Origin of the sequence: Eisenbergiella tayi (genome assembly GCF_001881565.1) — a bacterium.
Lineage (GTDB): Bacteria > Bacillota > Clostridia > Lachnospirales > Lachnospiraceae > Eisenbergiella > Eisenbergiella tayi.
Genome location: NZ_MPDJ01000001.1, coordinates 617,967 through 643,009, shown reverse-complemented (window position 1 = coordinate 643,009; position 25,043 = coordinate 617,967). Strand labels below are relative to the sequence as shown.

17 protein-coding genes are annotated in these 25,043 nt (G+C 46.9%); 12 read left to right on the top strand and 5 right to left on the bottom strand.

The features are described from left to right. Positions 1–417: 417 nt before the first annotated feature. Positions 418–618 carry a hypothetical protein gene (locus tag BLA28_RS02620; RefSeq protein WP_069155906.1) on the bottom strand — a complete coding sequence of 67 codons (201 nt, stop codon included), beginning with the start codon at positions 616–618 and terminating at the stop codon, positions 418–420. Between the two features lie 209 nt (positions 619–827). Here BLA28_RS02620 and BLA28_RS02615 point away from each other — a divergent pair, with 209 nt between their 5' ends. Further along, positions 828–2,756: a phage tail tape measure protein gene (locus BLA28_RS02615; RefSeq protein WP_069155905.1), complete on the top strand. Its 1,929-nt coding sequence runs from the start codon at positions 828–830 to the stop codon at positions 2,754–2,756. Positions 2,757–2,822: 66 nt separating this feature from the next. On the opposite strand, the gene BLA28_RS02610 is transcribed toward BLA28_RS02615, so the two are convergent. Next, a complete protein-coding gene (locus tag BLA28_RS02610) occupies positions 2,823–3,728 on the bottom strand; it encodes a LysR family transcriptional regulator (protein ID WP_069155904.1) in 906 nt (301 codons plus the stop codon). 197 nt (positions 3,729–3,925) lie between these two features. On the opposite strand from BLA28_RS02610, the gene BLA28_RS02605 reads away from it, so the two are divergent. From BLA28_RS02605 to BLA28_RS02585, 5 genes are all read left to right on the top strand, one after another. Beyond that, the gene (locus BLA28_RS02605; protein ID WP_044972825.1) at positions 3,926–4,411 is read left to right on the top strand and encodes a MarR family winged helix-turn-helix transcriptional regulator; all 486 of its coding nucleotides are present in this window, start codon (positions 3,926–3,928) and stop codon (positions 4,409–4,411) included. Further along, on the top strand, positions 4,408–6,213 hold the full coding sequence (locus tag BLA28_RS02600) for an ABC transporter ATP-binding protein (protein ID WP_069155903.1): 1,806 nt from the start codon (positions 4,408–4,410) through the stop codon (positions 6,211–6,213). The genes BLA28_RS02605 and BLA28_RS02600 overlap by 4 nt, the downstream gene beginning before the upstream one ends. Further along, positions 6,206–8,122, top strand: coding sequence for an ABC transporter ATP-binding protein (locus BLA28_RS02595; RefSeq protein WP_081329805.1), 1,917 nt, complete (start codon positions 6,206–6,208; stop codon positions 8,120–8,122). Before BLA28_RS02600 ends, BLA28_RS02595 begins: the two co-directional genes overlap by 8 nt. Before the next feature lie 230 nt (positions 8,123–8,352). Beyond that, positions 8,353–9,333 carry a DMT family transporter gene (locus BLA28_RS02590; RefSeq protein ID WP_069155902.1) on the top strand — a complete coding sequence of 327 codons (981 nt, stop codon included), beginning with the start codon at positions 8,353–8,355 and terminating at the stop codon, positions 9,331–9,333. Between the two features lie 15 nt (positions 9,334–9,348). Beyond that, the gene (locus BLA28_RS02585; protein ID WP_176726799.1) at positions 9,349–10,056 is read left to right on the top strand and encodes an HD domain-containing protein; all 708 of its coding nucleotides are present in this window, start codon (positions 9,349–9,351) and stop codon (positions 10,054–10,056) included. 154 nt (positions 10,057–10,210) lie between these two features. Here the strand turns inward: BLA28_RS02585 and BLA28_RS02580 are convergent, their stop codons facing one another. The 3 genes from BLA28_RS02580 to BLA28_RS02570 all read right to left on the bottom strand — a co-directional run bounded on the left by BLA28_RS02580 (position 10,211) and on the right by BLA28_RS02570 (position 14,671). Continuing rightward, the gene (locus BLA28_RS02580) at positions 10,211–11,212 is read right to left on the bottom strand and encodes an NHL repeat-containing protein (protein ID WP_069155901.1); all 1,002 of its coding nucleotides are present in this window, start codon (positions 11,210–11,212) and stop codon (positions 10,211–10,213) included. A 78-nt stretch (positions 11,213–11,290) separates the two neighbouring features. Continuing rightward, the gene (locus tag BLA28_RS02575) at positions 11,291–13,126 is read right to left on the bottom strand and encodes a sensor histidine kinase (RefSeq protein ID WP_069155900.1); all 1,836 of its coding nucleotides are present in this window, start codon (positions 13,124–13,126) and stop codon (positions 11,291–11,293) included. Between the two features lie 15 nt (positions 13,127–13,141). Further along, complete coding sequence (locus tag BLA28_RS02570) at positions 13,142–14,671, bottom strand: helix-turn-helix domain-containing protein (protein WP_069155899.1); 1,530 nt, start codon at positions 14,669–14,671, stop codon at positions 13,142–13,144. A gap of 249 nt (positions 14,672–14,920) precedes the next feature. Between BLA28_RS02570 and BLA28_RS02565 the strand changes: the two genes are divergently transcribed. The 6 genes from BLA28_RS02565 to BLA28_RS02540 all read left to right on the top strand — a co-directional run bounded on the left by BLA28_RS02565 (position 14,921) and on the right by BLA28_RS02540 (position 24,958). Beyond that, complete coding sequence (locus BLA28_RS02565; RefSeq protein ID WP_044969286.1) at positions 14,921–15,838, top strand: ABC transporter permease; 918 nt, start codon at positions 14,921–14,923, stop codon at positions 15,836–15,838. Positions 15,839–15,940: 102 nt separating this feature from the next. Continuing rightward, on the top strand, positions 15,941–16,834 hold the full coding sequence (locus tag BLA28_RS02560; RefSeq protein WP_069155898.1) for a carbohydrate ABC transporter permease: 894 nt from the start codon (positions 15,941–15,943) through the stop codon (positions 16,832–16,834). A 43-nt stretch (positions 16,835–16,877) separates the two neighbouring features. Then, positions 16,878–18,491 (top strand): ABC transporter substrate-binding protein, encoded by a 1,614-nt coding sequence (locus BLA28_RS02555; RefSeq protein WP_071698876.1) that lies wholly within the window; start codon positions 16,878–16,880, stop codon positions 18,489–18,491. 127 nt (positions 18,492–18,618) lie between these two features. Further along, positions 18,619–23,094: a beta-galactosidase gene (locus BLA28_RS02550; protein WP_071698875.1), complete on the top strand. Its 4,476-nt coding sequence runs from the start codon at positions 18,619–18,621 to the stop codon at positions 23,092–23,094. A gap of 225 nt (positions 23,095–23,319) precedes the next feature. After that, positions 23,320–24,378 carry an AAA family ATPase gene (locus BLA28_RS02545; RefSeq protein WP_069151930.1) on the top strand — a complete coding sequence of 353 codons (1,059 nt, stop codon included), beginning with the start codon at positions 23,320–23,322 and terminating at the stop codon, positions 24,376–24,378. Further along, on the top strand, positions 24,368–24,958 hold the full coding sequence (locus tag BLA28_RS02540) for a DUF6661 family protein (RefSeq protein ID WP_069155895.1): 591 nt from the start codon (positions 24,368–24,370) through the stop codon (positions 24,956–24,958). The genes BLA28_RS02545 and BLA28_RS02540 overlap by 11 nt, the downstream gene beginning before the upstream one ends. Positions 24,959–25,043: the final 85 nt, after the last annotated feature.

The window sequence follows — 25,043 nt, the reverse complement described above, 5'->3', positions numbered from 1 at the left end:
TTATCCTCTTAGAGGAATAATAAATGAACCAGAAAAGGAAGAAGAAATATAACAATATCTATTCAGAACATAGTATCCCTTCTTCTTAAATTTGTCCTTGACAAGGGGTACACTTTACTGGATCTGCTTGAGAATCTGGGCGAAATACCAGACGGACTGCGGGAGAGAATCCTTTTGGAATCCGATCTTTCGCTTCTGAAAAAATGGCACATAGAAGCGGTCAAAGCCAAAACGGTCGGGGAATTCATGGAGCAGACAGGTATGTCAGAAAACACCTGAAGGCCGGATATCCCGCTCTATGGAAAAGATATGGCAGGCTGAACTAAAATTTTGCTTAAAAATATGTAATCAAGTATTGCATATTTATTAATGATGGCTTTTTAAATAAGATAATTATTCTAATACTTTTCTTCGATATCAATAATCTTGTAAACGGTTATTCCTCACTAATGAATTTCTGATGTCTCTATTCAATATCAAAATCCAACTATCACAATAAAGGTTTTCATTTTCAGGTATTTTATCTGGATTATTTTTAGTACTCTTCATATCCTTAATCCTCATCTCTTCCATTTCTTGTTCTTTATAATCGGCCTGTACCATCACCTGCATATGCATTTTACTACCCCTCCCCCCTTTAATTATTTATTCCCGCAAGTAATGTATCAAACGGACATACTATCATAACCGTTTGGTAACCGCCTCAGGGGCAAATAACTCCATCAATTCAACCATGTAATGGAATGAAGTAACTTATTTAACCAAAGCACTTTTCTGATTTTTCAGGATTGAGCATTTACGTACATAAGTACAGAAAAGGAGCATAAATGAAAAAAACTGTTCAAACGGTATTATTAAAGAAGAAAAAGAAATTTATTTTAATGCTTACATTTGCCGCCATTCTGTTCCTCGGCTTTCTTTGTATTTCTGCCATATACAGGGACAGAGGCTGCAAAACGGAAACTGCCGATATGACAACCTTTCTGGCAGAAAGCAGGTTAGATTCGGAATTATCACATCTGATAAACGAGGATGAGGAGCAAATCAACGGCAGTATCTCCACCACAGAGAACCTTCTTTTCGATCAAATGAATAAAGATTTAACATCAATAACTGCGTATTTAGAAGATTTGAAAGAAACAGTTGAAAGGAATAGGGATAAAATACTTGATTTAACAATCAATCAAAAGAAAAGCGATGAAGAACTGACACAGGGCAGGGATACATTGGAACAAAACCTATCGGATGAAGTCAAAAAATTGATGGAACAATTGGATCAGGTAAATAACGATATAACAGGTACCCAAAAGGAGATAATGGATGTATTGAAGGATATTAATAATACAGATTTATCACGGATGGAGACAATTCTTGAAAAGTTTACGGGTATTAATAACAATCTCACAGAGATCAATGTATCTGTTGATAAAACTCATGAGGAACTGACAAAATTAATTGTTTCTGTGAAAACCGGAGGGGAAGAAAAACATAAAGAACTGCTTTCTGTTTTAGAAAAACTAAATGCTTCCTTTTCGGAAGAGAATACATCAAATTTTGACACCCTTCTTATATCTCTTCAGACACAGACCGATACGTTAAAAGCGCAGTTTGAAAATATAAATCATAATTTAAGCAGTGGATTCCGGCAAATAGAAGATAATGTGACGATTGTTAATCAGGAGGTTTCAGATACAAAAACAGAGGTATTGGAGGGCTTGAAGAAAGTAGATGCAAATGTCGGACAGAATTATAATGCTGTTACCTTGGCAATTGCAGGCAGTAAAGCAGAGGTAATGCAAAAGCTGGAATCAATGGCCGGAGATAATATAGAATATTTTGCTTCTGTAAAACAAGAAATTTCCGGCGGCAGGGAAGCGATTACAGAGCGGATTGATTCTATGGAGTCAAAAATGGATATCCGATTAAATAATCTGGATAATTCATTGCAATCGGTTTTTCAATCTGTGAGTGACGGTAAAAAACTGTTGGCAACTGCGTTGCTCACTAAAAATGTTACAGTTGCCGATGACGCGGCTTTTGCTGAATTGCAGCAGGCAATTCTTGCAGTGCCTCAGAAAATAGTAATCGGAGCAGAACAGGTGCCGGGAGAAATAGAGTATACATACCATTATCATACGGGAGATGCGATTAATGGCGAGGGCTGCTTTACCACCAGGCTCTATCATCAGCATTCGGCAAATTGTTATACAAAAGCAACGTGTCAGCCTTATTGTCTGGGACTGACACATACTTCCCGGAATGATAACTGGGATGTACATGAAAATTCCCGTTTTATGCATCCTGATTGCGGTATGGGGATTATCTACAGGAGTCCGAAACATTTTGTAGGAGATCCCTGCAATTGTGATAAAATGTCTTCCCATACATATGACAAGCTGTCATGCGGAAAGACAAATGCAACGCCGGAAGGATGGGCGGCCGGATGCGGATTTGTTGACGGCCAGATTATTGAAGTGCATATTGTATATAATGCGGATACAGCTGAAATAGGATCCCCAAATGCCATACTGCAGTCTCAAAAGGAGTACATCCCGCATATTTATGATGATTATACAGAAGTTTCACGGCAGCCGTCCGAAGAAAAAAGTAAGGAAACAGAACAGGAATCAATAGAGGATCCGATAGAAACGGAGCAGATGGAAAGCATGGAAACTTCGGAAGAGAAAGAACAGGAGTTGGAATCATTAGTTCAGGAACAGGAAAACTTTACCGATAATCCGGCGGAGACAGAATAGCTCTGTTTAAAATTATACTTACTGTTATTAAATTAGTAATGGAAAAACTGTGTGATGCCCTGGAGTTTACTTAAACTCCTCCTGCATCAATTCAATAAACCGTTTCAATGCCGGATGTGTACTTAGATTCTTATAATAAAGCCCAAATTGCAGAGGAGGAATATTTTCCATAGGAATGTAAGAAAGTCCGGGATCCCGCTGCCCGGGAATATCGGGTACCAGGGAAAAGCCAAGTCCCGCTTTGGCAAGTATGAAAATGGAGGACAGGTTATCACAAAAATAGATATTTTCCAGAGACCGCTGTCCAATCAGGGGAGCTATGGCGGAGGAAATGACAGCAGGAGTATGGCGGGGTTCACAGGCCAGAATGCTCAGCTCTTTCAAATCATGAAAGGAAAGGCTTTCTCTGGAGGCAAGAGGATGCTCCGGGGAAAGAATACAGGAGACAGGTGTTTTTGCCAGTATGGCAAAAATGCCTGTCTTTTTTGAAAAAACAGGAAAAGGTTCTCCGATTCTTTCTGTTTCTTCCGCAAAGCCGAACAATACATGGATGGTTTCTTCCAGAATCTGATTCTGCATGAGGGGTAAAGGAGCCTGCCTGATGATCGGATGGAGTTGGGGAAAATCTTTTTTGAGATTTCGGAGGACGGGAGGGATCAGGTTCTGCTCCGGCAGCCCAAGGCAGCCGATAAAAAACTCAGATATCTGTCCGGGAGTGCCGCCGGAAAAACGTGCCTTCGCAGCCCGGGTACGTCCCAGAATGTCACTGGCATCACTGATAAATGCAAACCCTGCGGGTGTCAGCTCCACAGATCGTGTGGTGCGGACAAAAAGCCTGGTATTCAGCTCTGTTTCCAGAGAATGGATCTGATGGGTTACGGCAGGCTGGGTAATATGCAGCTGTTCCGCGGCACGTGCAAAATTCAGATTTTCGGATACTGCAAGAAAACATTCCAGCTGAATCGTATTCATAATGATACTTCCTTTTTACCTATCTATAAAAGAATTTAATTAAATTCTTTTATTAATAATAACATTTTTTGATTTCACTTTCCACTTGTTTTGTTGTATAACTTGTAAATATAGTTAACTAGTTAATATTTAAGCTGTAATATTTCAGACCGTAGGTCTATGCAAAACAATGGAATAAATGGAAGAAAGGATAGGAGATGGAAGAGATAAGAGAAGATAATATTCTGCGCCGCATGAAAAAACTAAGTCTGTTGATTTCTGTGAAAATCGATCAGATATTTATGGAAAATGATCTGACGGCTGCCCAAAGTGAAGTACTTATATTTTTGCTGTCGGAGGAAGCCGGACAGGAAATGTTTTCCGGGGATTTACATATGGAACTGGGAATATCCAAGGCAGCTGTTTCCATGCAGCTGAAAAAATTAAGGCAGAAGGGCTATATCATCCTGCAGACATCATCCGGGGATGATCGGCTGAAGCATATCCGGCTCACTGATAAAGCCCGGCAGATGAAGCAGGAATTGGATGGGAAAATGAAAGCTTTCATGAAAGGTATCTACCGGGGATTTTCCGAAGCGGATTATGAGCAGCTGTCACAGCTGACCGACAGAATGCTGGAAAACCTGAACGCATGGGAAAGAACAGCAGGAGAAAGACAGAAAATCCAGGAGGCAACGTTATGATTAAAACACTGCTTGGACAGGTAAAACAATATAAAAAGGCTTCACTGCTCACTCCGTTTTTTACGGCGCTGGAAGTATTGATGGAGGTGCTCATTCCTTTTGTTACGGCAAAGATAATAGATAAAGGAATAGAAGCAGGAAATATGAAAAATGTATACTGTTACGGCATTTTGATGCTGGTTCTGGCAGCGGCGTCCCTCGCTTCGGGTGTGCTGGCAGGGATATTTGCCGCCAGGGCTTCTTCCGGCTTTGCCTGCAACCTGCGTGATGGAATGTATGAAAACATACAGACCTTTTCTTTTTCCAACATTGATAAATACAGTACTGCCGGTCTTGTTACCCGGATGACTACGGATGTCACCAATGTCCAGAATTCTTATCAGATGATTCTGCGTATTGCGGTGAGGGCACCTCTTATGCTGATATGCAGCATGGTCATGTGCTTTGCCATCCACGCGAGGCTGAGTCTGATATTTGTGGCGGCTATCGTGGTGCTCTCGGCAGTGCTTCTTTTCATCATGAGCCATGCCACGCGCATTTTTGATGTGGTATTTAGGAAATATGATGATTTAAACGCCAGTGTCCAGGAAAATGTTTCTGCCATCCGGGTTGTGAAATCTTATGTAAGGGAAGATTATGAAAATGAGAAATTTACCCGGGCAGCACAGAACCTGTACCGGCTGTTTACAAAGGCGGAAGGGATTCTTGCCTTCAACAATCCGGCGATGATGCTGGTGGTTTACGGCTGCATTCTTCTTCTTTCCTGGTTCGGAGCCAGGTTTGTGGTAGCGGGGGCTCTGACCACCGGACAGCTCACATCCATGTTCAGCTATGTAATGAGTATATTGATGTCCCTTATGATGCTGTCCATGATTTTTGTCATGATGACCATGAGCGCGGCCAGCGGCAGGAGAATTGCGGAGGTATTGACAGAGGTGCCGGATATGGAAAATGCCCGGAATCCGGTCAAAGAAATTCCGGACGGCAGGATTGATTTTGACCATGTGAGCTTCGCATATAAGGCGGGAAAAGGTTTGGAGGGGGAAGAGAGGGAAGAAACGCTGACGGATATCGATCTGCATATACGTTCCGGAGAAACGATTGGAATTATCGGCGGCACCGGCTGCGGTAAATCCAGCCTTGTCAATCTGGTGAGCCGTCTGTATGATGCCTCGGAGGGCACGGTCCGGGTGGGCGGCCGGAATGTAAAGGATTATGACCTGGAAGCGCTCAGGAATCAGGTGGCGGTGGTTCTTCAGAAAAATGTTCTTTTCTCGGGGACAATACTGGAAAATCTGCGGTGGGGAAATGAAAATGCCACACAGGAGGAATGCATGGAGGCCTGCTGTCAGGCCTGTGCCGATGAATTCATAAACCGGTTCCCGGATGGCTATGAGACTTATCTGGAACAGGGCGGTTCCAATGTATCAGGCGGGCAGAAACAGCGCCTTTGCATTGCCAGAGCGCTTTTAAAGAAGCCTAAGATATTGATTCTGGATGACTCGACGAGCGCAGTGGATACGGCAACGGATGCCAGAATCAGGAGTGCGTTTGCGGAACGAATACCGGGGACCACCAAACTGATTATTGCCCAGCGGATCTCATCCGTCCGGGATGCCGATCGGATTGCCGTATTGGACAACGGAAAACTGAACGGGTTCGGAAGTCATGAAGAACTGCTGGAATCCAATGCTATTTACCGGGAAATATATGAAGGACAGACGGGAGGCGGAGGAGATTTTGATCAGCAGCCCGGGGCTGGCATAGAAGAAACAGGAAAGGCGGGTGCGGTTTATGCCTGAAATACAGAAAAAAGAAATGCAGGAGGCTTCGGCTCCTGTGAAAACCGGAAAACTTCAGAAGCCGGGAAAAACCATAGCAAGGTTGCTTGGGATTATGATAAAAGAGTATGGGGTTCAGCTGGGGATTATCGTTATCTGCATCATAGCCGCTGCCTTATGTACATTGAAGGGAACGCTTTTTATGCAGACGCTTATAGACGATTATATCCTTCCCCTGACAAACACAGGGAATCCCGATTTCACGCCTCTGCTGAAGGCGCTGGGATCACTGGCTGTTATATATGCAGCAGGAATCGTATGCGCTTATGGCTATAACCGGATTATGGTGAATGTCAGTCAGGGGACGATGAGAAATCTCCGTATCCGGATTTTTACGCATATGGAATCCCTGCCGGTTAAATATTTTGATACCCATGCCCATGGGGATATCATGTCCGTATACACCAATGATGTGGATACGCTGCGCCAGCTTATGGGGCAGAGCATTCCTCAGGTAATTAATTCTGCTGTTACGGTGGTTATGACTCTGGTGAGTATGATTCTCCTGAATATTCCCCTGACTCTGGTCACTCTGTTCATGGTGGGGGTCATGCTTTTTGCCACAAGCAGGCTCAGCGGACTGTCGGGACAGTATTTTGTAAAGCAGCAGTCGGATTTGGGGCGTGTGAACGGTTACATTGAGGAAATGATGGAAGGGCAGAAGGTGGTGAAGGTTTTCTGCCATGAAAAACAGAGCCTGGAGCGGTTCCGGGAAATAAACGGGGAGCTTAGAAACAGTGCGGATCTGGCAAACCGGATTGCCAATATCATGATGCCTGTTAATGCCAATCTGGGAAATATCAGCTACGTACTTTGTGCCATTGTGGGCGCAGTCCTGGCATTGAACGGCTATGCGGGCCTGACCCTGGGGACTCTTGTTTCTTTCCTGACTCTGAACAAAAGCTTCACACAGCCCATTACCCAGCTCAGCCAGCAGATGAACAGTATTGTCATGGCCATGGCAGGGGCAGGGCGGGTTTTTGAGCTGCTGGATGAAGAGCCGGAGACGGATGCCGGTTATGTGGAGCTGGTAAATGCACGGCAGCTGCCGGACGGCACTTTTGCCGAGGCCGGAGAACGTACGGGGATATGGGCATGGAAGCATCCTCATAAGGCAGAGGGGACAGTAACTTATACGAAGCTGGAAGGGGATGTAACCTTTGATGATGTGGATTTTAGCTATGATGAAGAAAAAATGGTGCTTCACAACATTAAAATGTTTGCCCAACCCGGACAGAAGCTTGCTTTTGTGGGAAGTACCGGTGCAGGAAAAACTACGATTACCAATCTGATCAACCGTTTTTATGATATCCAGGACGGGAAAATCCGCTATGACAATATTAATATCAACAAAATAAAAAAGGCTGATCTTCGCCGCTCACTCGGAATTGTCCTTCAGGACACACATTTATTTACGGGAACCGTCATGGATAACATCCGTTACGGACGTCTGGAGGCCACCGACGAGGAATGCAGGGCTGCCGCGAAGCTGGCAAATGCCGACGGCTTCATCCGGCGTCTGCCGGAAGGTTATCAGACGGTTCTCACCGGGGACGGGGGAAGCCTGAGCCAGGGACAGAGGCAGCTGCTGGCGATTGCCCGGGCGGCGGTGGCGGATCCGCCTGTACTTATCCTGGATGAAGCCACATCCTCCATCGATACCCGGACGGAGAAACTGGTACAGAGGGGCATGGATGAACTGATGAAGGGGCGGACGACATTTGTGATAGCCCACCGGCTGTCTACCATCCAAAATGCTGACTGCATCATGGTTATGGAACAGGGAAGGATTATTGAACGGGGAAACCATGAACAGCTTATGGAGGAAAAAGGGAAGTATTATCAGCTTTATACGGGAAAGTTTGCTTAAAAGAAAAAACAGGACAGGGACGGTACTGCGGCAGAAGGCGGAGGGCAGACAGTATCGGAAGGCTGGATTACAGGAAAATGGCAGCCGCTGAAAAAACGGCAGCAGCAGATAAAAAGCGGCTTGCAAAATCAGCAGAAAGGAAGTAAGGTATAAAGGAATGGCTGTCCCGGCCTTTGCGGCAAAAAACGGGACAGACAAAGTAAGTAATGATAAAAAGGAGCCTCTGGCCAATGAATTCCTCTTCTGAAAAAACGAAAATGACGAAAACGGGCGTGGTATTTTTCTGCGCCCTTATTTGCTGCTTTTTATGGGGCAGCGCTTTTCCCTGTATTAAAATAGGCTACAGCCTGTTTTCCATAGGAGCTTCGGACAGCACCTCACAGATCGTATTCGCCGGAATGCGGTTTACCCTGGCGGGTATCCTGGTGATTCTGTTCGGAAGCCTGCTTCAGGGAAAATGGCTGCGGCCTGCAAAAAAGAATCTGCTTATGGTCGGCAAGCTTTCCATGGTACAGACGGTAGGCCAGTATATTTTCTTTTATATCGGCCTGGCCCATACCACAGGGGTTAAATCTTCCATTATCGGAGCTTCCAATGTATTTCTTTCCATAGTAGTGGCAGTAGCCGTATTCCATATGGAAAAGCTGTCGGTAAAAAAAGTGCTGGGCTGTCTGGTGGGCTTTGCGGGTGTCGTGCTCATCAATGTCAGCGGCGGCAGCCTGGACATGAATTTATCCTTTCTGGGAGAAGGCTTTATATTCCTGTCGGCGGTGAGTTATGCCTTTTCTTCCGCATTGATTAAAAGGTATTCCCAGGAGGAGAACCCGGTGACCTTAAGCGGATACCAGTTCCTCTGCGGAGGAATTCTTCTCACAGGCTTCGGGCTTGCCATGGGCGGGCGCGTGCATGTGGGGGCCGTAAGCGCGTCGGGCTGGCTGCTGCTTTTATATATGGGCTTTATTTCCGCGGCAGCTTATACTTTGTGGGGAATCCTCCTGAAATATAATCCGGTAGCCAGAGTGGCGGTATTCGGATTTATGAACCCGGTATTCGGAGTGCTGCTTTCCGCCATTTTCCTGGGAGAGAGCGGACAGGCTTTCGGGCTTGCGGGTGTGGCGGCCCTGCTTCTGGTCTGTGCAGGAATCATGATTGTCAACGGGCCGGCAGGGGAAGCGAAAGTGCAGGAACCGGAAGGCGTGGCTGAGAGATAGGCGGAGGACTGGCAGATGGGAGAAAATGGAGATAAGAAGGGTATGACTGTAAAGGATTATGAAAAAACAGAAGCTTATATGCTGTCCTGTATGAACGACAGCGCCCATGATAAGGAGCATGTATACCGGGTGTTGTATTATGCTCTGGAGATAGCAAAGCCGGAGCCGGATGTGGATTATGAAATTCTGATAACATCCTGTCTGCTGCATGATATCGGAAGAAAAGAACAGTTTGAAAATCCCGGGCTTTGCCATGCACGGGTCGGCGGCGATAAAGCGTATGCTTTTCTGGTGGGTGCCGGCTGGACGCAGGAACGGGCGCTGCGGGTGAAGCAGGCTGTTGCAGCCCACCGGTACCGTTCGGACAATCCGCCGGAATCCATAGAAGCCAAAATATTGTTTGACGCGGATAAGCTGGATGTGACGGGGGCGGTCGGCATAGCCAGAACCCTGCTTTATAAAGGGAAGATGGGGCAGCCGCTCTATACCCTTCAAAGTGATGGTTCTGTTTCGGATGGTACGGAGGATGAGGAAGAAAGCTTTTTCAGGGAATACAGGCGTAAGCTGGAAAAGCTGTATTCACGTTTCTTTACAAAGCGGGGAGAAGAGCTGGCAAAGGAGAGAAGAGAGGCGGCGGCAGCTTTTTACAGGGATATGCTTGAGGAAGTGCGAACCGCTTATCAGGGGAAAGAACTGCTGAAGGATGTACTTGGAAATCACTGAAAAATTAAGCGGAATAAATAAACCAGCTTCATGCGTTTTTCCTTTTTTGATGACGGGAAGGCATGAGGCTGGTTTTATCTTTCGGCTAATTAAATTCGATACCGGTAATTGCTGCGGTATATCTTGAAATATCCGCTTCGCAGGCCAGATTTACTTAGTAAACCGATATCACATTTACAATCTCATTATCCTCCACATCAAACTGCCACACAGAATGACCGGGGAGCCTGTGCTCCGTGAGGTAATAATGGCCGTCAAAAGAGGTGATATAGTAGGGCGTTCCCCCGCCGATAAAATAAGAATAGATATCCTCATAATCCCCGCCGGCCAGGGAATGCAGATCCTTTGTCCGGATAAAGGTAGCGTAATCCTGGTTGAAATCCGCGTCTGTAGAGACCGTTATATAAAAATAATCCTGGATTTTAGTCAGCTGCACCATGCCTGCAATTTCGGGAGGGACGGGATATTCCTCCAGGATTTTCAGATCCTTAAGGCGGGCGCGGATAATGGTGGAGTTGCCGGAAACAAAGTATATTTCATCTCCCATAATGGTAAATGAGCGGACGTAGATCCCATTCAGCTTTTCGATGGAGCGGACATCCTTCAGCGCCATCCGGGTGGAATCCTTTTCCCTGGTGAAAACGTAGAGCTCCCCGGTCATGGAGCTTAGAACATAAAAACAGCGGGTTTTCTCATCATAAACGATATAATGGGGCCGGACACCGATATCGGAAAAAGTCTGGGTGTGGAGGAATTTCCCGTCTTCTTTTTCAAACACCAGGATCCGGTGGTTTTCCGTATCGTCTGCCAGATAGACCTCTCCGTCACTGGCGATGGTATGTCCCCGGCTGATTTCATCGGTCATGACATCCCATTCATTTAACGGCCGGGAGAGGGAATCGCTGTAGATGATTTCATCATGGTAGCAGTCCACCAGAAAATAGGTGTCCTGAAACCTGGTTATATAGGTTGGGACGCTTAAGTCAAAATAAGGATTGACCGCTGTATCTTTTTCCTCCTTGGCCGCCTCGTTTAATTCGGACAGCTGAAGGAAGGTTTCCTGTGCGCGGCTGCGAAAGAAGCAGAGGATACCTGCCAGACAGCATAATAACAGGATGCATAGCGGCAGAAGGAGGCGGAGTTGTTTATTCTTCATGGAAATCGGACCTTTCATCGGTAGTAAACTAGATTCAGTATAACACAGGAGAGGTTTATCTGTCAGGAAGGTTTTTCTCTATACGCTTTCCGGGATAGGAATCCGCACGATGGCAATGGTTCCTTCCGGGATATTTTGTTCAAAGACCACTCCATAGCCAGGCCCGTAAAGCAGGGTGAGACGGGAGGATACGTTGGGAATGCCGAAGCCGTGCCCGCTGTTTTCCCGGGAAGTGCCGCTGTTCGGGGTAGGCCGCGGGGGATTCTTCATCCCGGCACCGTCGTCCAGGATGCTGATCCGGATATTTTTTCCTTCCTCCTTTTCTATTTTAATGAGCAGGTGTCCGGGTATCCGCTTGCTTTCCTGAAGGCCGTGGGTGATGGCATTTTCCACCAGAGGCTGCAGGGTCGTTTTGGGAAGCAGATAATCGAGCAGCCCTTCGTCCAGTTCCTCTTCATACAGGAAGGTATCCGGGAAACGCAGTTTCTGCAGGCGGATATAGGAACGCACATGCTCCATTTCCTCCCGGAGGGAAATAAATTCTTTTCCGTTGCTTAAGCTGAGGCGGTAGAAGGTGGCGAGGGAAGAAACGGATTCTTCGATCTGGGACAGCATGCCTTCTTCCGCAAACCACTGGATCATGTCCAGCGTATTATAGAGAAAGTGGGGATTTATCTGGGCCTGCAGTATTTTCAGCTCCGCATTTTTAGTCTCCTGGCCGAGAAGGTATTCTTTTTCGATCAAGTCCTCCATGGCGTGAATCATGTAGTTATAGGTGCTGGTGAGTTCTCCTATTTCATCTTTTCCCTGGATGATGGAGGAGGGCAGGGAAATCAATTCCCCCTTCTTTACCTGCTTCATGCGGGAAGTGAGACGGATAATACGTCCGGACATGGTTTTGGCAAGGACGGTGGATAAAAACAGGCAGAAAACCAGCAGGATCCCGCCGATAAGGAAGGTAAAGTTCCGGTGGAGGTAGTATTCGCTCAACAGGCTTTTGGAGGGAAGCATGGTGATCAGGGTGAGCGGATAGGAAGGCAGCGTCTGGCGGATAACGAAATAATCGGTGCCATCCAGCCGGTATCTGTGCCAGGAATCCAGGGTGTCACTGTCCGGGACAGGCCGGGAAAGGGTAAGCTCACGGTAAAGGGATTCCGTGGAGGCGCTGGAAAGGGAGACCAACCGGTTTGTTTCGTCGGAAACAAGGAAGGTGAGCGCGTTGTCGAAATTATTGGGGTTGATGGCTTCGTTCAGATAGCTTTCCGGAAAATCCAGCCTCAGAATGGCGAGGGGGGAGGGGTAGTAATTTTTATCCGGCATAACCCGCGCGATGGACATATAAGGGGTATCCTCACTTTTTTCCCCGGACAGCTCCTGGGAGGAAAGGATAAAAAAGGAGGAGCGGTTTTGTCGGTAGGTGCTGTATACCCGCTTGAACCAGTCCTCTTCTTCGATGGAGGAATAGGTGAAATAGCGGCTGGCGTTATTGAAATAGGGAAAGGAATCCTGGAAATATACCCGGATATCGCAGTCAGGGACTGAGTTGCGTATCTGCACGGGAATACAGGAAAACATGGCGTTTTCAAAATCCGTTCGATCCTTGCGTATGCTGCTGTAATCGTAATCCGGGCCGGGATGGGAATAGATATCCGTTACCGTTTCCATCATGGAAAAGCTGTAGGTCATGTTATCGTATTTCTGGATGATATTTTCCAGGGACAAAATGATTTTTTCCGAGGTGGCCTCCGCGGAATTTAAAAGCTTATGTTCCAGGATGCCTGCGGAATTGGTGTATAAAAGCGTGGTCAGCAGGAGGATGGCGAGGACGGAGAGGGTGAGATGGGAAAGCAGCAGCTTATATTCCATCTTCATGTCATACAGGTAAAAAAGCTTGCATTTGCGGATAAATTTCATTCCAGTCACCTCTTTTTATACATATCCCCTGTATTCGGACGGGGTCATCCCGGTACATTTTTTGAAGAGCTTTGTAAAATAGTTCTGATCCGGAAAGCCGCAGCTTAAGGCGATATCTGCTATCTTCCGATCACTTTTCAGCAGCTGGGAGGACGCCATGTCAATGCGGAAGGAAATAATATACTGGTTGATGGTAGTCCCGGTTTCCTGCTTGAACAGCTGGCTGATATAGGATTGGGACAGCTTCAGGTTTTCACTTAAGAACTGCAGTCCCAGGGAAGGATTCCCGTAGTTTTCCTCCACCAGCCTCCGTATATTTCCGGATACGGAAGCTTCTTCCCTGTTTTCTCTGACAAAATCAAAATAGGACTGGTACAGATTCACGGCGATGGCATGAAGCTCCTTCAGGGTATGGGCGGAGGAAATGACGTCCCACAGCTGTTGGCTGCTGGCGGACTGGAAATCGATGCGGTGGGCCAGACAGTGCTGGAACAGCTGGGAGAGGCAGGCATAATAATCTTCCCGCACCATGCTAATCAGGCCGGATGGGTGGCTTTGATAGGCGGCATAAAGGGAATCCAGCAGGCGGAAGCAGCCCTCCGCGTCTTTTTGCTTTACACAGCTTAACAGGCCCTTTCGGAAATTATCATCGGGAGTATAGCCGGAAGCGTCAGATTCCCCTGCGAAGGAGATGGAATTCATTCCCAGGAAAAAATTCTGCTGCAGGCTGATTACCGCGGACTGATAGGAATGATACAGCTCATGCAGATTCTCGGCCAGCACACCTACTGCTATAAAATAGGACTGGTTTTTCAGCAGATAGGAGAGCCTTTGCAGGAGAGAGCGCAGGAAGGGGCGGGAGAGGTCTGAAACCAGCTGTTCCTCGCCGGACAGCAGATGGATGACCAGGAAGTTATCGTGATAATCCCCCATAATATACCGCAGGCCGCTTTGGGCGAAAAGCTCGTCCGCATGTTCCATGAGCCCGGCCGGTATGCCGTCGGCGGAAAGACTCTGCAGCAGCAGGGTGCGGGAGTCTGAAAAAGAAAGCGGAGAGAGGCCGCAGTCCTTCAGCAGAGAAGTAAGCTGTTCTTCTCCGGGCCTGGGTGAGCAGAGCAGCCGCACCAGCCGGGCCTCCTTGATTTTGGCGGCAAATACGGTGGAATTCTGCATGTTATTACAGTAGTCAACCGCTTCCCTTACTGCGGATACCACCTGTTCCGGCGATACCGGCTTGTCTATATACGAAAGGGCGTGGAGGGAAATTGCGGAACGCAGATATTCCTTGTCGGAGTAGCCGCTTAAAAAGAGAATGACACAGTCGGGATACAGTTCCCGGATTTTCCCCGCCATTTCGATACCGTCCATCCGCGGCATACGGATGTCTGAAATGAGAATATCTATTTTCCGGCGTTTTGCGGTTTCGTATCCGCTTTCTCCGTCTTCCGCTTCCAGCAGGGTATCAATGCCCAGCGCTTCCCAGTCAATTTTGTGCAGAAGCTTTTTTCTTACATGAAATTCATCGTCTACCAATAACAGAATCATAACTATTCCCCCCGGAAAAAAGAACGTTTCCTATATCTTTTATAATGCACATTGTAGCATAAGAAATCCCTGGTTTCCAGAAATCCGGGGGTGAGTGGAAGAATTTACTACCAGTCTAAGAATTTACTAATCATTTCGGGAATTATTCCAGACGGTGTGTCTTTTTACTATTGAGAAGAGAAAGACAGAATCCTTATAATGACGGTGTAGACAAGAGAACAGTCACAGACCCGGAGAGGAAGTGTGTAAATGAAAAGAAAAGGATTTTGGGGGCAGGTACGAAAGAACCGCACGCTGCTGTGTATGCTGCTTCCGGCTTTGCTTTATGTGGTGATATTCAGTTATATCCCCATGTTCGGGATAACCATAGCCTTTAAGGATTACAATTACAACGGAGGGATCCTGGGAAGTCCCTGGTGCGGCTTCAAGAATTTTGAATATCTGAAGATTTCCGGCAAGCTGTGGGCGCTGACACGCAATACCCTCCTTTATAATCTTGCATTTATTGTATTCGGGATTATTTTTGAAGTGGGCTTCGCCGTGATGCTCAGTGAGATAACGAAGAAAACCTTTAAAAAGGTTACCCAGGCTTTTATGTTTCTTCCTTATTTTATTTCCTGGGTGGTGGTTTCCACCATTATGCTCAATATTTTCGGGCAGAACGGTGTATTGAGCAATGTCCTGGCCCATTTTGGAATTGAGGATTTCAGCATTTACCAGCAGATCAGGCAGTGGCCCGTCATCATGGTGGCGATCAGGATCTGGAAGCAGACCGGCTACGGGACGGTGGTTTATCTGGCCGCTATTGCAGGGCTGAGCCAGGAAATGTTTGAAGCGGCATCCATAGACGGCGCCAGCATCTGGCAGAAGATAAGGTATATTACCATTCCCGGCCTGAAGCCTACTATTTTTATCATGTTCCTTTTGTCTGTGGGAAATATATTCCGGGGTGATTTCGGTATGTTTTACCAGCTTGTGGGAAACAACCAGCTGCTGCTGGAAACCTCGGATGTGATTGATACCTTTGTTTACCGCTCGCTTATTACATCGCCGAATATCGGCATGTCTGCGGCAGCAGGCTTTTATCAGTCCGTGTTATGTTTTGTTACGATTGTGTCGGTTAACTGGCTGGTGAAAAAGGTAGATCCGGATTACACGTTGTTTTAAAAGGATAACAGCAGTCAAGAATGGATAGGAAGAGGAAGTCTGAAACAAAGGACGTTTCCCATATAGAAGGAATGTCCGCCGGAGCGGACAGGAGGTATAAACATGAAAGTAAAGAAAGGAAAGGATGAACGGATTTTCCTGGGAATTGCCTATGTGCTGGTGGCTGTATTTGCCGTTGTGTGCTTACTGCCGTTTTATCTGGTGCTGGTGGGATCCTTTACCAAAGAGAGTACGATTCTCACAGAAGGCTACAGTTTTTTTCTGACAGCCAAAAACTTTTCTCTTGAGGCTTATAAAATGGCTTTCAAAAGCCCGGATACCCTGGTGCAGGCGTATGGGATTACCATTTTTGTAACAGTGGTTGGGGCGATAACGGCGGTTCTGCTGTCCGCGATGACAGGGTATGTACTGGCAAGGCCGGATTTTCCCTGGAGAAATAAGATATCCTTCTTTTTCTTCTTTACCACCTTGTTCAGCGGCGGCCTGGTGCCCTGGTATCTGATGTGTTCCAAGTTCTTTAAATTTAATAACCATATTTATTCCCTGATTCTGCCATGCCTTTTTTCTGTCTGGAATATGATTATTGCCAAAAGCTTCATGAAGGGGATACCCTTCGAGCTGACGGAGGCGGCCAAGGTTGACGGGGCCGGGGATTTCTATATTTTCTGGAAAATAATTCTGCCTACGGCAAAGCCGCTGATAGCGACAATCGGGCTGTTTACGGCGCTTACCTACTGGAATGACTGGTATAACTGTATGCTGTTCATGAGTACCGGAGGAACCTGGAATCTTCAGTATACGCTTCAGAACATACTGAACAGTTCGGAAGCGCTCAAGAGGATTGCGGCTATGACGGGAATGCAGGTGGGGCAGGTGCCTACGGAAGGGCTGAAGCTCGCTATGACGGTGATTGCCACCGGGCCGATTATTTTATTGTATCCGTTCCTTCAGAAATATTTTGTAAAAGGAATGACGATTGGGGCGGTTAAGGGTTAAGCACAATGGGAGTGCGCCAAAGCGCGCAGAAAAGGAGCAAGCTATGAAAAACAAATGGACAAAAAGGCTGTCGGTATTTCTGGCAGCGGTGATGGCAGCAGGTTTATGCGCATGCGGAAGCAGCGCGCCGGACAGTACGAAGGAGGGAACAGCCTCTTCACCCGCCGCGGAATCCGTACAGGCGGAAGGAAGCGACGAAGGAATTTCGGAAAAAAGCCCTTATTACGGAAAAGGCTATGATCTGGCGGAAAGAAAGAATGTAGTCCTGTATGTGCTGGGAGATGCGCCGGCGGATATGGACAAGGTTCTGGAAGAAGCCAATAACAAATATCTGATTCCCAACCTGAATACCACGCTGGAAATCAAATTTCTGAACTGGAGTGATTATCAGACCAAGTATTCCCTGGTGCTGGCAGGCGGCGAGGATGTGGATCTGATTTATACCGCATCCTGGTGCTATTATAATGAAGAGGCTGCCAAGGGCGCGTTTAAGGAACTGGATATGGATTTCGTGCAGAAATATCTGCCTTATACTTATGAGCAGCAGCCGGAGGTAAGCTGGGAACAGGCAAAAATCGGGGATAAGCTTTATGCGGTGCCGAAGGGAAATGCGTCCTTCAGTAATTATGACTTTATCGTAGCCAGAAAAGATCTGATCGACAAATACGGTCTCACCGAGCCTGAGGACTGGGAAACCTTTAAGGAATTTTTGACGGAGCTGGCGAAGGTACAGGGAGAAACAGGTGTGATTGCCCTGAACACCAATGCCAACAGAAATCAGACACTGGAACCTTATTTACAGGCAAAGGGCTATGACTATTTTACGGAAGGCTTTGATTATTTCTATAATGCGGAAAATAAAGAAGAGCTTCCTGCATGGGATTCCGTCATTTATCTGTATACCTCCGATTTATATCTGGAATATGCCAAAGAGATGGCTGAACTGGCGAAAGCCGGCGTATGGTCCAAAGATGCCATTAATGACACAAACGATGCTACTGCCTATTTTGAAAACGGAACCTCCGGATGTATCGGCTGGAACTTCTCCGCTATTGATGCCGGGGAAAAAATGGAGAAGGCGGGTCTGGGAACCTTTGCGGTTTACGATGTGTCTCCTGACATCCATATGGCAAGAAGCCGTTATAACGGGGATATGATTGCTATCGCAACAAATTCCAAGCAGCCGGAGAGGGCCGCACTTGTACTGGATTATATGAAGAGCGATGTGGATCTGAACCGTACCATGCTGGGAGGCATCCGGGGAGAGCACTGGGATCTGAATGAAGAAGGACAGCGGGAGGTACTGGACGCTGCAGAAAATTACAGCTGGAACAGCTGGGCATGGGCTCTGAACCGTGCGGATGAACCGGTTATGGCAGGGACTGATGAAAGAAGGCTGGCGATTACCGAGAGCATTGATTCCAGGGAGCTGTTCGCCGAAGTAGCGGGCTTTACCTTTGATTCCTCTTCCGTAGCCACGGAGCTTTCCGTAGTTAATTCCATTGTGGACGAGTATGAATACAGCTTTTCCCTGGGAATTTACGGGGATAATACAGAAGCTAAATTCAATGAATTCAAATCAAAGCTGGAAGCAGCCGGCCTTGATAAGGTGACCGAAGCGATGAAGACGCAGTATGAAGCGTTTGCCGCACAGTAAACGGAGCTTGCCGGATGATGAATTAAAATAAGAACGGAAATGGGAATAAAAAAAGGGTACCGGAAGGTAAAAGATTACCGGAGGGTATCCTTTTTTCTCAAACAGACAGAGGAGCAGGAGAAAAAGGATGAATGAAGAAAAAAGCAGCTATTCTTATAACAGTGACTTCCTTTTGAAAAACGGGAAGCCCTGGTTTCCGGTTATGGGGGAACTCCATTATTCCCGTTATCCGAAGAAGCTCTGGCCGGAAGCCCTGGCTAAAATGAAAGCGGGCGGAGTGACGATTGTCTCTTCCTATATTTTCTGGATCCACCATGAGGAGAAGAAAGGGGAATATGACTTTACCGGGAACCGGGATCTGAGAGGCTTCCTTCATGCGGTGCGGGATGCGGGCCTTCCTGTGTTCCTGCGGATCGGCCCATGGTGCCATGGCGAAGTGAGAAACGGCGGGCTGCCTGACTGGATCATGGAAAAGGACTATGAACCAAGGACGAATGATAAGGGATATCTGGAGGAGGTAAAGACCTATTTTGCCGTACTGGCGGAACAGATCCGGGGGCTGCTGTGGGAAGACGGAGGTCCTGTTATCGGCATACAGATTGAAAATGAATATGGCTGCTGCGGCGGGCTGGATGGGGAAGAAGGGGAAGCGCATATGCGTATTCTGAAAAAACTGGCCCTGGATGCGGGGCTTAAGGCGCCTTATATGACCGCTACCGGCTGGGGAGGCGCCCATACCGCGGGGCTGCTCCCGGTCATGGGAGGATACTGCGACGCCCCCTGGGACAGGAGCCTGGAAAAGCTTCCCCCTAATGGGAATTACGTATTCACGCCGGAACGGGATGATTCGAATATCGGAAGCGATTTTGGGAAAAAGGAGACCGCACGGACAGCGGATGGAAACTATCCTTACCTGACAGCGGAGCTGGGAGGAGGGCTGCAGCCCACCAGACACAGAAGGCCGGTGCCCTCCGCGAGTGATACGGGTGCCATGTCTTTGGTGAAGCTCGGCTGCGGAGCCAACCTGCTGGGATATTATATGTATCACGGCGGAATGAATCCGAAGGGGAAATACAGTTCGCTGCAGGAAACGAAGGCTGCAGGTTCCTGGAATGATCTGCCGGAATATAATTACGATTTCAACGCACCTGTGGGAGAATACGGACAGGTACGGGAAAGCTTCCGGGAAATAAAGCTGCTTGCCCTTTTCCTTCAGGATTTCGGAGAAGAGCTGTGTGCCATGAAGCCGCGGTTTCCCGAACCGCTGATGGATAATCCGGAAGATTTGCAGACGCTCCGGACCTGCGTCCGTGAAAAGGACGGCAGAGGCTATCTGTTTGTCAATAATCATCAGCGCTTGTATCCGATGAAAAACCATGCACAGGTGAGTCTGAAGGTAAAAGCAGGGGAGGAGGAGCTTTGCTTTCCCGCGGAGAATGTACGGGATGGAGATTATTTTTTCTATCCCTTTCATATGCCGGTGGGCGATCATGCGGAAATCGTGACGGCCATGGCTTCCCCTTTGTGTGTGTTAAGGCGCAGAAAAGGCAATATCTATGTATTTTATTCGGATACGGATCCGCAGTACCGTATCAAGGGGGATTTGGGGGATAACCGCATTGTGACCCTGACCAGAAGGGAAGCCCTGGATGCATGGAAGACAGAGCTGCAGGGAGAGGATTATCTCCTTTTCACCTCCGGGGTCATCCGGGAGCAGGAGGGAAAGGTGCTTTTCAGCCGGACCTTCACGGAACAGGAGGAGACGGCCGCCTTTTATTCTTTCCCGGAGCTGCCGCTGGTGCCGGAAGGCTTTCAGAAGGTGGCGGGTGAGGGGCTTACCCGCTATGAAATCAGGATGAACAGAGAAAGAAAAGCCGGGATTTCATGGAAGGAGACAGGAAAAGGGGAAGGATTTCGGGAATATGAACTGTTCCTGGATTACCCGGAAAATACCGGAGGGAAAGAATGCTTTCTGGAAATTACATATGACGGGGAAAGCGCCTGTATGGAAAGGGGAGGGGAAATATGCGCCGATCATTTTTATACAGGACAGCCCTGGTGTGTTGGAATGGGGCATTTGGGTTTCCCCGTCCGCACAAAAATTCGGGTGTACGCCCTGGAAGAAAACGCACCGCTGTACCTGGAGCAATGGCCGGATATGGTTCAGGGGAAAGCGGATACTTTGAAAGAGGTGAAGATATTGGAAGAATATGAATTCCCTTTATGGGAAAAGGAAGAGGAAAGCTATTTCCTGGCGCCGTTTTCCGGGCAGGGGCTGACGGATATAGCCCTGCATTTTAAATGGACTAAAGAGAAGGGCAGCAGGGCTGTGGAATACATTCTGGAGATGGCGGATAATGAAGAGTTTGCCGGTGCCAGACGGATGGAAGCCGTTATTCTGGAGGATTCGGAGGTTGGTTATTATTTTCCCCGGAAGGAGGAACTGCCATCCCACGGAGGCCGCTGGTTTGCCAGAGTGAGAGAGAAGGCAGGAGACAGATGGTCACGGACCGCGGATTTTTGTATCGATATGGAACATGGAAGAAGGCCGGTAAAAAGAAGGATAAATGCGCAGAATCCGTGGTTTACCGTCTTTGATTACAGTGAGCATGAACCGGCGGAGGTCTGGGAAATGCTGCCGGAAGATTTGAAGGCCTATACCGGAATGGGGCTGATCGCTTCCTATAAGGCAAAGGCGGATCAGGTCATCCGCTATATGATGGATGAGGATGCCAAGGGCTATTTGTGGCATCTGGGAGCGCTGGGCCCTCACGAAACCCAGTTTGGAAAGTATTGTATTACCAGCCTGTGCGAGATCGAATACGTGATGCAGCACAGCAGGAACCTGGTGAGCACAGGGTTTGTGGAGCAGTATCTGGGGACAAAGGACGAGGTCTACTGGAGGAATGAATACTTTTTCCGGCTGCTTGCCTTATGTGCCAAATATGGAATCCCCTTTATTTATTCCGATGGAAACCGGAATAACCTGGAACTGGCCGCGATGATAAAACGCCCGTTTTTCATGGATAAAATGAGGGAATATTCCGATTACTTTATTTTCTCCTTTAAGCAGAACCATGCCCATGGGGCCTATTCCTGCTTCGGAGCCATCCTTGGGGCCTGGATGGACGGGGCCTGCTGTGAAATAGGAGTACAGCCGGAAAACTGGTACTGGAATGACGCCGGCTTCCGTGACCGTCCGGGAGAATGCCATGGGTATCTGCAGGGAAACGAACAGCAGATAACAGCCTGCATGACAGCGGAAATGCTGCTGACCGGCTTATCCATAGGAGCAGCCCATTATTCCTGCGAAGGGGAAAGCTGGCTGATAGAAAGAGGCACGGACGGAAGGCTTGCCTGGTCTGCCCAGGGAACGGCGGCACTTTCCTTGTTCAGAGCTATAGTCAGCCACAGGCTGATCCCCAATAAACAGGAGGTCCTGAAAAAAATCCATATGGCGGTCGATTATGAAGGCTGGAGTCCTGAGGAGCTGGGAGATGCCTGGACCGGAGGAATCCTGCACGAGGTTTTTGAGCCGGTATACCATATCCGCAACGGATTTGAACTCATGCCGAAGGAATCACGCTTTTTCTACCTGCCGCTGGTTACGGACCGCAGGGATGCCTTTGAAGGGCTGGAAAAGCTAAAAGCAGGGGAAATGGACAGAGAAGAGGCACAGATATTCCTTTCAGGAGCCTACCAGGAAACCGGATATGGAAATGCATACTATGCTGTTTACCCGGAAGTGATAATTGTGATGAACTCCCGGGAGAATGAAGAAGAGTCTCAATGGTTCTGCATTCCGGGAGGGGATGATTTCCTGATGCGGATGCAGGGAGCTTTATCCCTGTGGCAGTATATTGTGGTAAAAAAGAAAGACAGGGGATATTTGTTTCATGTAAATACGGAAAAAGGGAAGAATCTGTGCTTCCGGCTGTATTTTTCACGCAGGCCTGTATGGACGGAGACTTCGAATCAGGTGAATATCCTGTGGCAGGATGATTTCCTAGAAATCCATGTGCAGGGGGATGGAAACCCTGTGGAATTCGGAGCCGCCGATATGCAGGAGCATCTGCCGCGGCCGGAGCAGGCGGTACGGAATCCGGCGCCTGAAGAGACAATCCTTCTTTCTGACCTGCCATGGTCTGTTCTGGAAGCGGCAGACGGGTGTGTGCCCCAAAAGGATGCCTGTGCAGATACCGCATTCGGCAGGCTGCCGCTTGCCGTGGATCATCTGCGTTACAGCCGCGGGCTGAGTATGGGGAATAAAACCAGGATTACATGGGATCTGGACGGACAATACAGACGTCTTTCTTTCTGGTATGGATTCGATATGGACGCGTGGATGCCGAAGATACTTGACCGGGAAACGATAATCTGGGACAGGGCGGATAAAAGTATCTCCATGCGGGTACGGCTGTTTGGCGACGGGAAAGAACTGTTCTGTTCTCCGGAGCTGATTAGTACGGGCGGCGTGCATGAGGGAGAGGCCGATTTGCAGGGGATTAACCGGCTGGAACTGGTGGTTGACGGGGCTGTGGTTTCGGAAGATCCGGAGGCGAGGGTTTACCTGGATATTCTGAATCCGGTGCTGGCGTTGTAAGACGGAGAACGCTGTTCCTAAACCGGTTTTGACAATATTCTTAGTAGCCCTTGATTGATAAAAGAAATATGAATAAGTTGTATCCGATCATGAACTAAGGTATAATCAGATTGATTATACCTTAGTTCATTTAAAGGGAAACCTATAATGATAGAAATAAGGATTATTTGTTTATCCAAAAAGAAAAGAGTCAAAAATATTATAGAATAGATGAGAGGTGAAAGAATGAAGATAACAGAATTAAAAATAAATAATTTTATGCTTTTTGATAAACTGGATATTAAATGGTCACCCAATATTAATATTATCAGCGGAGAAAACAGTACCGGTAAAACGACATTATTAAAATTGATGTATTCGTCATTAAAACCTTTAAGTAAAAAAAATTTTTCAACTCTGACACAGGAACAGATTGAAGATAGTATTGTCAGAAAAATGCTGGGTGTTTTTCGGCCGGATGAAGATAAGCTCGGCAGGCTGGTAAGCAGAGTACAAGGCAGCAACAGAACGGAGTTTACGCTGGGACTGGAAAAGAAGGGCAATATATCAATTGGGTTTGGAAACCGCCAGGAGCGCCATGCGGATATAGCAATTAATATAAATGATTACAAAAAATTTGAACCTATCTATCTGCCTCCTAAAGAAATGATATCTGCTACGGAACATTTTCAATCTTTGTATGAGGATTATCATATCGATTTTGAGGAGATGTACTATGATTTGACAAAGCTTCTTGACAGACCTTTAAAGAAAGGTGCAAATACTGCAGAACAAAATAAAGTATTGGCAAGCTTTGAAAAAATTATTGATGGCAATATCATTCAGAGAGACAAGAAATTTTACCTGAAAATGAAGGGGGCCGGAGAATTTGAAATGGGTCTGGTTTCAGAAGGGTACAGAAAGCTGGCTACAATTATATATCTCATAGCATCAGGCAGCCTGGATAAAAACGCATTATTTTTCTGGGATGAACCGGAAACGAATATGAATCCTAAAATGATGCAGTATTTGGCTGAAGCAATATTGGAATTGGCCAAAATGGGAGTACAGGTTTTTATTACAACGCATGATTATTTTGTACAGCAAAGCTTTAATCTGATTTCATCGTATCCTAAACTAAATGCTGAAAATTTAGATATTCAGTTTATATCGCTGTACAGAGACAGTGATAAAAGAATTCAATATACTTCAGCCGCCAGTGTCTCAGATTTGGAGCATAATTCAATAATGGAAGAATTTGACGCACTGTACATGAGGGAGCAAGATATATTATATGATAATTGAAGAAAGCGGTCTGCATTTTCGTTTCAGGGAAGATTCTTTTGTCAAAAAATATGATGACAGCAATTTTTACAGAAATTATGTGAATCAATTGCCGGAGGCCAAAGGAGTGGATTTTATCTCTATGGAAGATGGCCGTTTGGTACTGACTGAAATAAAAAATTGCAAAGGACATGAAGCAGATAATAACTGGAGAATATTTCCCGATAATAAAAAGGTAACTACCTCAAAGACATCCGTCAATACAACAGGGAGAGAAAGTCTGGACATAGAAGTATCTAAGAAAATAGCATTGACTATTGGCGGATTGATTGGCGCTTATACCAAATCTGCCGGCAGCAGTTCCGCTGAGGAATTAACGAAGTATGCTGAGGTTCTTGTTTCTCCGGCAGCTAAAGCAGGGAATAAACAGATACTGGTTATTCTGTTTCTGGAAGGGGATTTCGGCTGCGAGACAAGACGGAAGACAACGATTATGATGGAATTGCAGAGAAGCATTAAGAAGAAGCTGTCATGGCTTAACTGCGTTGTTTCCGTAGTTGATTCTGCTACATATCAAAACAAAATATTCAGTGTGGAATAGCCAATTGATAATACTCTTTCCATTTACTTATTTATAATGGTTAACATGAAAATATAGATGAATAAAAAATCAGCCAGGGCATAAT

Bases quoted from the DNA above. Each gene is read 5' to 3' on its own strand.
- BLA28_RS02565 (WP_044969286.1), top strand. From the start codon at position 14,921: ATGAAAAGAAAAGGATTTTGGGGGCAGGTACGAAAGAACCGCACGCTG.
- BLA28_RS02560 (WP_069155898.1), top strand. From the start codon at position 15,941: ATGAAAGTAAAGAAAGGAAAGGATGAACGGATTTTCCTGGGAATTGCC.
- BLA28_RS02590 (WP_069155902.1), top strand. From the start codon at position 8,353: ATGAATTCCTCTTCTGAAAAAACGAAAATGACGAAAACGGGCGTGGTA.
- BLA28_RS02555 (WP_071698876.1), top strand. From the start codon at position 16,878: ATGAAAAACAAATGGACAAAAAGGCTGTCGGTATTTCTGGCAGCGGTG.
- BLA28_RS02585 (WP_176726799.1), top strand. From the start codon at position 9,349: ATGGGAGAAAATGGAGATAAGAAGGGTATGACTGTAAAGGATTATGAA.
- BLA28_RS02595 (WP_081329805.1), top strand. From the start codon at position 6,206: ATGCCTGAAATACAGAAAAAAGAAATGCAGGAGGCTTCGGCTCCTGTG.
- BLA28_RS02605 (WP_044972825.1), top strand. From the start codon at position 3,926: ATGGAAGAGATAAGAGAAGATAATATTCTGCGCCGCATGAAAAAACTA.
- BLA28_RS02580 (WP_069155901.1), bottom strand. From the start codon at position 11,212: ATGAAGAATAAACAACTCCGCCTCCTTCTGCCGCTATGCATCCTGTTA.
- BLA28_RS02570 (WP_069155899.1), bottom strand. From the start codon at position 14,671: ATGATTCTGTTATTGGTAGACGATGAATTTCATGTAAGAAAAAAGCTT.
- BLA28_RS02615 (WP_069155905.1), top strand. From the start codon at position 828: ATGAAAAAAACTGTTCAAACGGTATTATTAAAGAAGAAAAAGAAATTT.
- BLA28_RS02550 (WP_071698875.1), top strand. From the start codon at position 18,619: ATGAATGAAGAAAAAAGCAGCTATTCTTATAACAGTGACTTCCTTTTG.
- BLA28_RS02620 (WP_069155906.1), bottom strand. From the start codon at position 618: ATGCATATGCAGGTGATGGTACAGGCCGATTATAAAGAACAAGAAATG.
- BLA28_RS02600 (WP_069155903.1), top strand. From the start codon at position 4,408: ATGATTAAAACACTGCTTGGACAGGTAAAACAATATAAAAAGGCTTCA.
- BLA28_RS02540 (WP_069155895.1), top strand. From the start codon at position 24,368: ATGATAATTGAAGAAAGCGGTCTGCATTTTCGTTTCAGGGAAGATTCT.
- BLA28_RS02610 (WP_069155904.1), bottom strand. From the start codon at position 3,728: ATGAATACGATTCAGCTGGAATGTTTTCTTGCAGTATCCGAAAATCTG.
- BLA28_RS02575 (WP_069155900.1), bottom strand. From the start codon at position 13,126: ATGAAATTTATCCGCAAATGCAAGCTTTTTTACCTGTATGACATGAAG.
- BLA28_RS02545 (WP_069151930.1), top strand. From the start codon at position 23,320: ATGAAGATAACAGAATTAAAAATAAATAATTTTATGCTTTTTGATAAA.